This is a genomic window from Pseudomonas sp. (assembly GCF_030684895.1).
Classification (GTDB): Bacteria; Pseudomonadota; Gammaproteobacteria; order Pseudomonadales; family Pseudomonadaceae; genus Aquipseudomonas.
Genome location: NZ_JAUXXP010000001.1, coordinates 113,524 through 125,233 on the forward strand (window position 1 = coordinate 113,524; position 11,710 = coordinate 125,233).

At 62.9% G+C, this 11,710-nt stretch carries 14 protein-coding genes; 6 read left to right on the forward strand and 8 right to left on the reverse strand.

The annotated features are described in order from the left end of the window. Positions 1 to 5: 5 nt before the first annotated feature. Complete coding sequence (locus Q8M42_RS00520; RefSeq protein WP_304865651.1) at positions 6 to 1,232, reverse strand: NADH:flavin oxidoreductase/NADH oxidase family protein; 1,227 nt, start codon at positions 1,230 to 1,232, stop codon at positions 6 to 8. Between the two features lie 77 nt (positions 1,233 to 1,309). On the opposite strand from Q8M42_RS00520, the gene Q8M42_RS00525 reads away from it, so the two are divergent. From Q8M42_RS00525 to Q8M42_RS00540, 4 genes are all read left to right on the forward strand, one after another. Further along, positions 1,310 to 1,726: a MerR family transcriptional regulator gene (locus Q8M42_RS00525; RefSeq protein WP_304865649.1), complete on the forward strand. Its 417-nt coding sequence runs from the start codon at positions 1,310 to 1,312 to the stop codon at positions 1,724 to 1,726. Between the two features lie 122 nt (positions 1,727 to 1,848). After that, the gene (locus Q8M42_RS00530) at positions 1,849 to 2,820 is read left to right on the forward strand and encodes a hypothetical protein (protein ID WP_304865647.1); all 972 of its coding nucleotides are present in this window, start codon (positions 1,849 to 1,851) and stop codon (positions 2,818 to 2,820) included. A gap of 95 nt (positions 2,821 to 2,915) precedes the next feature. After that, positions 2,916 to 3,089, forward strand: a complete 174-nt coding sequence (locus Q8M42_RS00535; RefSeq protein ID WP_304865645.1) for a hypothetical protein — start codon at positions 2,916 to 2,918, stop codon at positions 3,087 to 3,089. A 107-nt stretch (positions 3,090 to 3,196) separates the two neighbouring features. Further along, on the forward strand, positions 3,197 to 4,510 hold the full coding sequence (locus Q8M42_RS00540; protein ID WP_304865643.1) for an FAD-binding oxidoreductase: 1,314 nt from the start codon (positions 3,197 to 3,199) through the stop codon (positions 4,508 to 4,510). Between the two features lie 126 nt (positions 4,511 to 4,636). Here the strand turns inward: Q8M42_RS00540 and Q8M42_RS00545 are convergent, their stop codons facing one another. Further along, positions 4,637 to 5,323 (reverse strand): Crp/Fnr family transcriptional regulator, encoded by a 687-nt coding sequence (locus Q8M42_RS00545; RefSeq protein ID WP_304865641.1) that lies wholly within the window; start codon positions 5,321 to 5,323, stop codon positions 4,637 to 4,639. A gap of 92 nt (positions 5,324 to 5,415) precedes the next feature. Between Q8M42_RS00545 and Q8M42_RS00550 the strand changes: the two genes are divergently transcribed. Continuing rightward, entirely contained in the window at positions 5,416 to 5,940 is a 525-nt protein-coding gene (locus tag Q8M42_RS00550) for a DUF962 domain-containing protein (RefSeq protein WP_304865639.1), read from the forward strand. 406 nt (positions 5,941 to 6,346) lie between these two features. Here Q8M42_RS00550 and Q8M42_RS00555 read toward each other — a convergent pair whose 3' ends face one another. Beyond that, positions 6,347 to 7,090, reverse strand: a complete 744-nt coding sequence (locus Q8M42_RS00555; RefSeq protein WP_304865637.1) for a hypothetical protein — start codon at positions 7,088 to 7,090, stop codon at positions 6,347 to 6,349. Positions 7,091 to 7,192: 102 nt separating this feature from the next. Further along, positions 7,193 to 8,005, reverse strand: coding sequence for a helix-turn-helix domain-containing protein (locus Q8M42_RS00560; RefSeq protein WP_304865635.1), 813 nt, complete (start codon positions 8,003 to 8,005; stop codon positions 7,193 to 7,195). Positions 8,006 to 8,131: 126 nt separating this feature from the next. On the opposite strand from Q8M42_RS00560, the gene Q8M42_RS00565 reads away from it, so the two are divergent. Beyond that, positions 8,132 to 8,563, forward strand: coding sequence for a hypothetical protein (locus Q8M42_RS00565; protein ID WP_304865634.1), 432 nt, complete (start codon positions 8,132 to 8,134; stop codon positions 8,561 to 8,563). Here Q8M42_RS00565 and modC read toward each other — a convergent pair. The 4 genes from modC to Q8M42_RS00585 form a co-directional block, all read right to left on the reverse strand. Beyond that, on the reverse strand, positions 8,546 to 9,688 hold the full coding sequence (modC, locus tag Q8M42_RS00570; RefSeq protein WP_304865632.1) for a molybdenum ABC transporter ATP-binding protein: 1,143 nt from the start codon (positions 9,686 to 9,688) through the stop codon (positions 8,546 to 8,548). The two genes, Q8M42_RS00565 and modC, sit on opposite strands and share 18 nt — an antisense overlap. Beyond that, entirely contained in the window at positions 9,688 to 10,365 is a 678-nt protein-coding gene (gene modB / locus Q8M42_RS00575; protein ID WP_304865630.1) for a molybdate ABC transporter permease subunit, read from the reverse strand. Before modB ends, modC begins: the two co-directional genes overlap by 1 nt. Before the next feature lie 12 nt (positions 10,366 to 10,377). Beyond that, entirely contained in the window at positions 10,378 to 11,136 is a 759-nt protein-coding gene (gene modA, locus Q8M42_RS00580; RefSeq protein ID WP_304865628.1) for a molybdate ABC transporter substrate-binding protein, read from the reverse strand. Positions 11,137 to 11,396: 260 nt separating this feature from the next. Continuing rightward, positions 11,397 to 11,687 (reverse strand): hypothetical protein, encoded by a 291-nt coding sequence (locus Q8M42_RS00585; protein ID WP_304865626.1) that lies wholly within the window; start codon positions 11,685 to 11,687, stop codon positions 11,397 to 11,399. Positions 11,688 to 11,710: the final 23 nt, after the last annotated feature.

The following is an 11,710-nucleotide window of genomic DNA, read 5'->3' on the forward strand; positions in this document are numbered from 1 at the left end:
CTAAGTTAACCCGCCGCCATCAGGCGCTTGTACTGCCGAGTGCGCCGCGCGCTTTTCAGCTGCTCCAGCAGCAACGCGCGCAGCGGCGACACCCCGGCGTGGGTGTGCTTGCCCAGGCTGAGCTGGCGTAGCTGGAATTTCACCACCGCCATATACGCCAGGGAGGCCAGCGCCTTGTGCTTCCAGCGGATTGGCGCCAGCTCGGCGCTGCTCGACTGCCCGGCCTGCCACTGTTTGGGCAGCGCCGGGTTGATCGCCAACGCGGTGGCGATCCCGGCCAAGGCCACACCGCTGGCCAATACCTGCTCGACCACCGGCAAGCGGCGAATCCCGCCGGTGACCATCACCGGCATGGTGGCCGCAGCGGCGATCTCGCCGGCAAATTCGAGGAAGTACGCTTCGCGCGCCAAGGTGCGTCCGTCGCGGGCATCGCCCTGCATGGCCGGGGCTTCGTAGCTGCCGCCGGACAGTTCGACCAGATCAACATCCAGCTCATTGAGCAACTGCACCACACGCTTGGCGTCGGCCGCATCGAAGCCGCCGCGCTGGAAGTCCGCCGAGTTAAGCTTGACCGCCACGCAGAAGCTCGGCGCCACCAACGCGCGCACCGCCTTGACCACCTCCAGCAGCAGGCGCGCACGGTTTTCCAGCGTGCCGCCCCAGCTGTCCGTGCGCTTGTTGCTGATCGGCGAGAGAAACTGGCTCAGCAGGTAACCGTGCGCCGCGTGGATCTGTACGCCGGTAAAGCCGGCCTGTTCGGCCAGCTGCGCAGTACGCGCAAAACGCTGGATCAATGCCTGGATTTCCGCCTCATCCAGCGCCTTGGGCACGGGGAACATCTTCGACAGGCCGCCCAGCTCCAGGGCCACGGCCGAGGGCGCGACGGTCTGCTGACCAAGGTTGGCCTGCATCTGCCGGCCGGGGTGGTTGATCTGCATCCAGAACTGCGCGCCCTGGGCACGGCCGATGCGCGCCCACTCGCGGAATTTTTCCAGCTGGCGGTCATCCTCCAGCACCACGCCGCCGGGGCCGGTCATCGCGCGGCGGTCGACCATCACGTTACCGGTGAGCAGCAAGCCTGCACCGCCCTCGGCCCAGGCCTGGTAAAGCCGCAGCAGTTCGGCGGACGGGCCCTGGCTGGCGTCAGCAAGGTTCTCTTCCATCGCCGCCTTGGCGATGCGGTTGGTGATGGTCGTACCGTTGGGCAGTTGCAGCGCTTGGAAGGCAGTCATGGCGTACTCCGGGGTAGCAGGTGAAGCAAGGCTAAGGTTAAAGTCAACTTTAAGGTCAATAGCCCGGAGCACAGATGATGAAAATTGGTGAACTGGCCACCCGCAGCGGTCTGGCCGCCTCGCGCATTCGCTTTTACGAGGCCAGCGGGCTGATCAACGCTCAGCGTCAGGCCAACGGCTATCGCAGCTATACGCAGCAGACCCTGCAAACCCTGGGCATTATCAGCTGCGCCCAACAGGCCGGTTTCAGCCTGGAGGAAATTCGCCGCCTGCTGCCCGATGCCAACCCGCAGGGCTGGGCGCATGAGCAGATGCTCGACAGCCTGCAACGCAAGGTCGTCGAGATCGAGGCGATGCAGCAACGTCTGGCGCAGAACAAAGCGCAGCTGCTGACCATCATCGCCACCATCGAGAGCAAACCAGATGGCATGCCTTGCACGGAAAACGCCGAGCGGGTGCTGGCCAATCTGCGCGACGCGCACGCCAGCCAGTAAGTCCATACCTGCCGTCTGCTGCGGCGGAAGCGGCTAGCCGCGCGCCTATACTCAAACACAGGGGGAATAACTTCAGCACTCCATTGGAGTAGGGGCTGGCACCCAGCAGGCGGAGGCTTGCCATGTCGAGTCTGCGCGTCGTTCTGCTCACTCTGCTGCTGGCAGTGGCGGGCTGTGCCAGCACTCCGCCGATTCAGGTAAGTGCGAGTACCTGGCAGCAGGTCGACCGTGAGATCACCACCCTTTCACGCAGCGCCGCACAACAGGCGCGCGAGCATGCGCTGCTGTCGATGGAGCAGTGGATGGACCTGGTGTACCAACAGACCGACGAGGAATTTATCCCCTGGTTTTCCGGCTACTGGACCCAGCAGTGGATGAGCGTCAAGGTTTCCTGGTACCGCCTCAGCAGCGGTGGCGCGAAGGACCCCAGCGTCAAACGCCTGGCCCTGTACCTGCAAGAGCAATACCGCGAGCGCGTGCTGGAACCGGTCGCCGAGACCGACGATCCACAGCAGATCATGGCGCGCAGCACCTGGCTGTACATTCAGCATCTCGATGAAAACCTGCCGCGAATTGCCCAGCAATATGACGTGCCGCGCGAGCAGTTCCACCAGCGCCTCAAGGCCATTCCGGCCATCACCCAGGCGCCTGGCGCATCGCTGTATGAACTGCTGCACGCCGAACCGCTCACCGAGTTGCCGGCCTATAACGCCTTTATCGAGCGCATTCGCAATGCCCCGCGCGGCCTCGGTGACTGGTCGGCGGACCCAGGCATTTCCGCCGTGGCGCAACACACCAGCGAGCGCCTGGTGGACGACCTCGCGGTCAGCGGCGCGGCCGGCGCCTTATCGGCGCTGATCGGCGGCCCCGCCGGCACCACGGTGTCCCTTGGCGTGGCGCTATTTACCGCCGTCTCGCGGGAAAACGCGCGACCCGCCAGCGAGGCGCAGCTGCGCAAGAACCTCAACGCCGCCTTCGATGATGAGTGGCTGGGGCTGATGCGCAGCACCGAGCACGGCGTTCTGGCCGGTGTGCATCAGCTGTCCGGGCAGATCGAACGGGGCCTCATGGTGCCGTTTCGCTATCAACCATAAGCCTGCCCCGCGCCCATGATTGTTTAGCCAGCAGCAATCTGAATATGCGAAAAACACGATTTAACCAACAGTCGCCGACGTGCGAGTCTGCCGGTATGAGTGAACCGATAGCCAATCTGCGCCGCGTCTTCCGCTTCTGCCTGTGCAAGGCCGAGGGACGTTTCGGCATTGATCGGCTCAGCCCGCTGTTACCGGAAATCCTCGCCTTCTGGGCCCTGTGGCATTGCCGCCACGCGCGCCCGCCGGATGCCCTGAGCCTCCCGCGCTGAGTACTTCAGCCGTCTGCCTATTGTGTGCTGCACGCGCCTGCCCTGGCGCGAACCGCTGAGCCGTCTGCTCACGACAGCACCCGCTACCCGCCCCCAGGAACCGCCTTATGAACGCCGCCATCAAACCCGTAACACCCGCCGCCGAGCGCTGCCCGTCCTACTACAGCGCCACCCTCAATGAAGAAACCGACTACCCGACCTTGCAGGGCGAGGTCAGCGTCGATGTGGTGATCATCGGTGGCGGCTTTACCGGCGTGGCGTCTGCCGTGGAGTTGGCCGAGCGCGGCCTCAAGGTGGCCATAGTCGAAGCCAACAAGATCGGCTGGGGTGCCACCGGGCGCAACGGCGGCCAGGTCACCGGCAGCCTGTCGGGCGATGCGGCGATGAGCAAGCAGATGCGCAACACCCTGGGCGAGGAAGTTGAAGACTTTATCTGGCACCTGCGCTGGCGCGGCCACGCCATCATCAAGCAGCGGGTGGAGAAGTACGCCATCCAGTGCGACCTCAAGCACGGCCATCTGCATGCGGCGATGAAGCCGGTGCATATGCAGGAACTGCAGGCCACCTATGCCGAAGCGCAGCGCCGTGGCATGGGCGCAGACGTGACCCTGCTCGACCGCGATGGCGTGCGCAGCCACCTGGCCAGCGACCTGTACAGCGGCGCGCTGAAGAACACCCGCAATATGCACCTGCACCCGCTGAATCTGTGCATCGGCGAAGCCAAGGCCGCCGCCAGCCTGGGCGCGTTGATTTTCGAGCACTCCGAAGTGCTGGAGATCATCCACGGCGCCAAGCCGGCGGTGGTCACCGCCCAAGGCCGGATCAACGCCAAGCAGGTGCTGCTGGCCGGCGATGTGTACCACAAGCTGGAGCCGAAAAAGCTCAAGGGCATGATCTTCCCGGCCATGGGCGGCATCGTCACCACCGCGCCGCTGGGTGAGCTGGCGAAGGAAATCAACCCGCAGGACCTGGCCGTGTACGACTGCCGCTTCGTCCTCGACTACTACCGCATGACCGCCGACGGCCGCCTGCTGTTCGGCGGCGGCTGCAACTACTCGGGGCGTGATTCGCGGGATATCGCCGCCGAGCTGCGGCCCGGCATCGAGCAGACCTTTCCGCAGCTCAAAGGCGTCGACATTGATTTCCAGTGGAGCTGCGCCATGGGCATCGTGATCAATCGCATCCCGCAGCTGGGCAAGCTCTCGGACAACGTCTGGTACTGCCAGGGCTACTCCGGCCACGGCATCGCCACTACCCATATCATGGGCGAGATCATGGCCAACGCCCTGACCGGCACGATGGGCCACTACGACACCTTCGCCGCCTGCTCACAGATCAAGGTGCCGCTGGGTGATGTGTTCGGCAACCCGATGCTGGCCGCCGGCATGTGGTACTACCAGATGCTGGAAAAGCTGCGCTAAGCGTTAGGTGGGTTGGGTTGAGGGGCGCAGCGCCGAAGCCCAACGAAGCCCCGCAGCCCGCATGCAATCCGGGGAGCGATCGTTCCGCTGACCGCGCTTCCCGGATTGCGCCAAGGCTTATCCGGGCTATTGGCTGGAAAAACTACGCAGGCGGTCGAGGTCGAGGAGTTCGATCTCGCCATAGGTCAGGCGAAGAATGCCCTGGCTTTCCAGCTCCTTGAGGATCTGGTTGGTGGTTTGCCGGGAGATCGCCAGCATCAGCGCCAGCTGTTCCTGGGGCAGGTGCAGCACGCGGCGCGGCTCGCCTTCGCCGTAGTTCTCAGCAATCAGCAGCAGGCGCCGGGCCAGGCGTGGGGCGGCGGGCAGCAGGCTCATATCTTCCAGGGCGATAAACGCCAAGCGCAGCTTGTGGCTCATCAGCAAAGCGAAGTCACGCCAATACTGCGGCTGCTGTTCGAGCAGCGCCAGCAGCCGCGCCTGCGGCACCAGCAGCAGGGTGGAGGGGCCTTCGGCAAAGGCATCGTGGGTACGCGGCTGACCATCGAACAGGGAGATCTCGCCAAACCAGTAGGGCGGCTCGACCAGGGTCAGCAACGCTTCCTTGCCGGTGGCACTGACTGCGCCAATGCGCATGCCGCCCTCGACCACCGCATACAGCCCGCAGGGTTTTTCACCCCGGCGAAACAGCACCTGCCCGGCCGCCAGTTGCTGCACCTGAGCAGCCGCCAGCAGCGCCTCCTGCAAGGCGGCGGGTAGGGCGCTAAACCAGTGCCCCTGACGCAGGCGCGCCTGATAGCGGTGCTCGCTGTTCATCGACGGCTCCAAGCGGTTTGTCGGCTAGCTGACAGAGCGCTACGTGGGCGTGGGTTCATGCTGGCCACCTGTCTTGCATAAGGAAAATAATAATGAAAACCCTGGTTGATCATCTGGCTCAGTACGCGGCGTATCACCGCGACCAACGCAATATTCTCAGCCACTTTATCGGTATTCCACTGATCGTTGTGGCGGTCGCCGTGCTGCTGTCGCGGCCCGGCTTTGAGCTGCTCGGTCTGTGGCTTTCTCCAGCCCTATTGGTGGCCCTGGCGGCTGGGGTGTTCTACCTGCGCCTGGACCTGCGTTTCGGCCTGCTGATGGCGCTGCTGCTGGTGCTCAGCCTATGGGCGGCGGCAGGCCTGGCCGTGCAGTCGACGGCGCTGTGGCTAAGCAGCGGCATCGGCCTGTTTGTGATCGGCTGGATCATCCAGTTTGTCGGCCATTACTACGAAGGGCGCAAACCGGCGTTTGTCGATGACGTGATGGGCCTGGTGATCGGCCCCCTGTTCGTCGCCGCCGAAGCGGCCTTTCTGCTGGGCCTGCGCAAAGAGGTCGAACAGTCCATCGTCGAGCGCGCCGGGCCGACCTGTATTCGCGAGAAGAAAGCCACTGCCTAAGGCTGCCAAGACCGTTAAGCCGTAGCCCGGATGTAATCCGGGAGCGGTTATGCGGCTGGCCCAAACATCCCGGATTGCATCCGGGCTACACGGCGGCTGATCGCTTCCCGCCTAGAACCTATTCAAGCTCTCGCGAGCTAGAGTCCTGCAAGGCGCTACGTTAGTAACAGCCTCCGGCTGGTCAAAACAGGCGAGGAAGCGGACTGGGCTCGCACGCGAGTGTACTGGTGTAAATGAGCACTACTCGTTTCACTCGCCCTTCGGGTCGCGCTAAAGCGCGTTAGCCGCAAGGGCTTTCCGAGCCTGTTTTACTCGCGTTGCTCGCCCTTCGGGCCAGCCTGCGGCTGTTACTCCCGGTGGTCGTTGTAACGCCACAGGGCCGACGCGCAGCAGATCGTAGGCGAACTCAGTACATCGCCATCCATTGCGTGGTCAGCGAGCGCGTTTGCCGATGCACGGTGATCGGCGCAAATGGCCGGCCCGAGGCGCTCTGCAAGGCGCTGCTCTGGCTGTTGAGGTCGACCAGCGCGGCCTTGAGGTATTCCCAACGGGTTTTCAGCTTGCCCACCTGCGGGTCGGCCTTGCCATCCAGCGCGGCCAGTTGCGCATCCACCGAGGGCACGATCTTGCGTTCATCCTGGCCGAGGTAGGTATCGGGCTGTTCGCGGGCGGTTTCGAAATTGCCGAAGTAGGCGCGGCTGAGGTACTGCACTGAGAGGTATTCGAGCTTGGCGGACAGTTCGCTGTCATCCGGGCCGGCCAGCTTGCGGGTTTGCTCGAGCACGCCGAGCAGGGCCTTGCTGAGGTCCTCGGGGTAGCGCCAGGGCATGTCATCCTCGCTCGGGCCGAAGGCCACGCCACGACGAATCTGCACCACCAGTTCCTGATGGGCGCCGCGCAGGGCATCGCTGTTTTGCGGCAGGCTCTGCACCGCTGCGGCCAGGGCCTGCAGATCGGTTTCCAGGGCATCCTGGTGTTTCTTTTGGAAACCCTCACCGCGTAACAGCATCAGGCTGCTGGTCACCCGGCTGGCCTGCACTTGAACCTGTTCCTGGGGGGTAACGGCCTGGGCAAAGGTCAGCGGCGAGAGGCCGGCCAACAGCCCGATAACCGCAAGCAATAGCGAGCGAGACAGCGTTGTAGAACGCATACGTGGGGTGCTCCTTATTATTTTTGTGAGCAGTGCTGAACCAGGTCAGCTTATACAATCGCGCGCCACAGGGTACTGCACTGAATACTGGAGAAAAGCAGCCTAAAGAGTGATTTCGTCGGAAAGATGCGTCGATTCGGCCAAGTCACGCAGGTACTGCGCGCTGAAGGCATCGGCCGGAAAAAAGGTTTCCAACGCCAGTTCCGCCAGGGTGATGTCATTGGCAGTGCCAAACACTGTGGTGGTGCCGATCAGGCTGATCACACCCTGCTCGCTGGCAAGCTGCAGCGGCATCAGCACCGTATCGCTGTCGAACTGTGCGGGCGCCGCCGGTCCCGGATAGGCGTTCAACTCATCCCATAGCACCTGCAGCTGAGCATCACCGCTGGCCTGAATGTCGCGCTGCAAACGCGCCAGCAGATAGGCGCGCCACGGCCCCAGGTTGACGATACGCGGGGCCAACCCGCCGGGGTGCAGACTCAGGCGCATGACATTGATCGGCGGCACCAGCAACTCTGGAGCGATGCCCAGCAGAAAAGGCGCGAGGGCGCTGTTGGCCGCCAGCAAATTCCAGTGGCGGTCGATGGTCAGTGCCGGGTAGGGCTCGTGGGCCTTGAGCAGCAGTTCGATGGCGCTGCGTGCGGCGGCCATGGCCGGCTCGGACAGCGCGCGCTGAGTGAACAGCGGTGCATAGCCGGCAGCGCTAAGCAGGCGATTGCGTTCGCGCAACGGAATCTCCAGCTGCTCGGCGAGCAACAGCAGCATCTCGCGGCTGGGCTGGGCGCGCCCGGTTTCAACGAAACTCAGGTGGCGGGTGGAGATATCGGCCTCGCAAGCGAGGTCGAGCTGGCTCAGACGACGATGCTGGCGCCACTGACGCAGCAGAGCCCCGACGGGCTGGATTTGACTGTTCATGGGCATCGACGATAGACCAGCAAGGTCATTGCGGCCATTACCTGCGAGGTAATCGACGCGGCGCGCGGTTCGGCGAAATCTAAGGGCCAACCCGCCATTTCGGCGGTCCTTTGTGGAGACTTCACCATGACCACCGTGCACCCTTCGCTGTTACTGCGCCGTGCCCTACTCGCCGATGGCCTGGTTGGCGTAATCACCACCGCGCAACTCCTACTGCTGACTAACTGGCTCAGCAGCCTGCTGGCTCTGCCGGGTGAGTTCCTCTTCGGCATCGGCGTGGTGCTGATTCCGCTGGTGGCCTTTCTGCTCTGGCTGTCCCGCCGTGAAAGCATGGCGCGGGCAGCGGTCTACACGGTGATCGGCCTGAATGCACTATGGGTGGTGCTCAGTCTGCTGGTGCTCCTGAGCGGCTGGTTCACGCCGAACGTGCTGGGCTACGCCTTCGTGATCGTCCAGGCTGTTGTGGTACTGGTGTTTATCGAGTTGGAGTGGCTGGGGCTGAAGCGCTCGCAGGTCATCCCCGGCACGTTTGCCCCGGCATCAGTGAGTGCTCAGTAACGACACCGACTTAACCTGCGCCCACAGCGACTGTTCGCGCTGGATCTGCAGGCGGTCGAAGGAGTAACGGGTGATGCGGGCGATCAACTGCTCGCCGCCCACCTGCACACGCACCAGCACATGGGCTTGCTCGGCAACATTGATCCAGTCCAGCACCCGCGCTGGCAACAGGTTGAGCACGCTGCTGTCCTCGGCCTGCTGCAGGCTCAGGCTGACATCACGCGCCTTGACCTTGATCCGCACCGACTGGCCCAGCGGCAGCGGCCCATGGGGCAAGCGCAGGTTGATCGGGCTATCCGGCAATTGCAGGTAGAGCAGCCCGTAAGCCTGATCGTGCGCCGTGACTGTGCCGTCCACCACCGCCTCGGCATCGTCTTCAAAGACAAACGGCAGGTCGGCGCGCAGCAGGGTTTCCTTCAACGGGCCACTGGCGCTGACCTTGCCGTCTTCCAGCAACACCAGGTGATCGGCCAGGCGCGCCACCTCATCCGGCGAGTGGCTGACATAGACAATCGGAATCTCCAGCTCCTGATGCAGGCGCTCCAGATAGGGCAGCACCTCCTGTTTGCGTTTGAGGTCGAGAGCAGCCAGGGGTTCGTCCAGCAGCAGCAGACGCGGGCTGGTCAGCAGAGCGCGGGCGATGCCGACGCGCTGCTGTTCGCCGCCCGAGAGCTTGCCCGGCAAGCGTTCCAGCAGATGCTCAATGCCAAGCAACTCGACCGCTTGCTCCAGGGCAATCCGCCGCTGCGCAGCGGGGATGCGCTTGAGCCCGTACTGCAGATTGCGCTGCACCGTGAGGTGGGCAAACAGGTTGGCATCCTGAAACACGTAACCCACGGCGCGCTGATGCGCCGGGACGAAGAGGCCCTGAGCGCTGTCCTGCCACAGCTCACCGTTAACCTGCAGGTAGCCTTCGCTCGGTTGATCCAGCCCGGCAAAGCAGCGCAGGCAGCTGGTCTTGCCCGAGCCGGAATGGCCGAACAAGGCGCTGACGCCGCGCCCCGGCAGGTTCAGTTCGACATCCAGGCTGAAGCCCACATGCTCAACCTTGAAGCACGCCTGGATTGCCCCCGGCTCGGCTACCTTGCGAACAGCCGCTGAGCGGCGCGAAAAAGGCCAGATCATTACCACCCCTGCTTGCCACTACGCCCTGAATACAGCGCCAGCAGCACGATAAAGGAGAACAGCACCATACCGCCCGCCAGCCAGTGGGCCTGGGCGTACTGCATGGTTTCCACAAGACTGTAAATCTGCACAGACGCCACCTGGGTCTTGCCGGGGATGTTGCCGCCAATCATCAGCACCACGCCAAACTCACCCACGGTATGGGTAAAGCCGAGAATCGCCGCCGTGATAAAGCCCGGTTTGGCCAGTGGTAGCACCACGCTGAAAAATGCGTCCCAAGGTCCGGCGCGCAGGGTGGCAGCGGCCTCCAGCGGCCCCCGACCAATCGCCTCGAAGGCGTTCTGCAGCGGCTGCACGACAAAGGGCAGGGAATAGAACACCGAGCCAATCACCAGCCCGGTAAAAGTAAAGGTCAGGGTGCCGAGGCCGAGGCTCTGGGTCAGCTGGCCGATAAAACCGTGCGGGCCCATGCTCACCAGCAGGTAGAAGCCGATCACCGTCGGCGGCAGCACCAGCGGCAGGGCGACAATCGCGCCAATCGGTTGCTTCCAGCGCGAGTTGGTACGCGCCAGCCACCAGGCAATCGGCGTACCGATCAGCAGCAGTAACAGGGTGGTCAGCGATGCCAGCTCAAGCGTCAGCAGTACCGCAGCGAAATCAGCTTTGCTCAGTGGCATCGCAACAGCCTTTTAAAGTTGGTAGCCGTAAGACTTGATGATCTTCGCCGCCTTCTCACCTTTCAGGTACTCGGTCAGGGCTGCCGCGGCGGGATTATGTTCGCCTTTCTTGAGGATCAGCGCATCCTGCTTGATCGGCGTGTGCATCTGCGCCGGTACCATCCAGGCCGAGCCACTGCTGAGCTGGCCATCCTTGTACACCTGCGACAGCGCAACAAAGCCCAGCTCGGCATTGCCGGTGGCAATGAACTGATGCGCCTGGGTAATGTTCTGCCCTTCAACCAGCTTGTCTTTAACCGCCGCACTCAGGCCGAGCTTGTCCAGCACTTCGGTGGCAGCCAAGCCGTATGGCGCGGCTTTCGGGTTGGCGATCGCCAGGTGTTTGTACTGATTGGCCTTGAGCACCGCGTCGCTGCCATCCAGGTAACCCGGCTTGGCCGACCACAGCACCAGGCTGCCAACTGCATAGGTAAAGCGCGAGTCACTGACGCCCAGGCCCTCGCTGTCGAGCTTGGCTGGGGTGCTTGCATCGGCACTGAAAAACACCTCGAACGGCGCACCGTTCTGAATCTGCGCATACAGCTGGCCAGTGGCGCCGAAGGAGGCGACCACGCTGTGCCCGGTGTCCTTCTCAAACTCACTGGCAATCGCCTGCAGCGGCGCGGTGAAGTTGGCGGCCACCGCCACCTGCACCTGTTCGGCCAGGGCGTGGCTGCTGAATGCCACGGCGGCGAACAGGCTCAATAACGTACTGGGGATAAAACCTTTCATTGGCTAACTCCTGATTTGATTGTTGGGTGAATCGTTCAACGCTGACCATTGGGATCAGAGTAAATGTCTGCAAATGCACAGATAGGCATACGAACTTCATGCCTTTACAACTGCTCGCCGTAATTACCCAGCCACATGGATGTAGTGATAAAGCGGATGCACATAGCGCTCGATTCTTTTAAAACACTTTACCTTCGCTGTATCCATTCATATATAGCGATAGAACCAGTGAAACTCCGTAATGCATGCAGGGACAGTCCTCAGCTAATGAGGTACTCGGCCAGGCGCTCAACCAGCTCGGGCTTGGTCTGGGTCAGCCAGCGCTGCAGCGCCAGCACCTGCCATTCTTCGGCCCGCTCCAGCGGTAGGCTGGGCACAAAGTCACCGAGAAACAACCCAAGGCTGTGAATGTTCACCTTGTAGCCGGCTTGTTCAACACACACCAATAACTCGTGCAGAACAGCACGCAACTCAGGCTGCCAAAAAGCATCTTCGAGGATTTCTGTCTCCAGACGGTGTCGATTGAGCTCAAACACATCATCCTGCCACACGTCCTTACTCCTGCCGGCCTTGA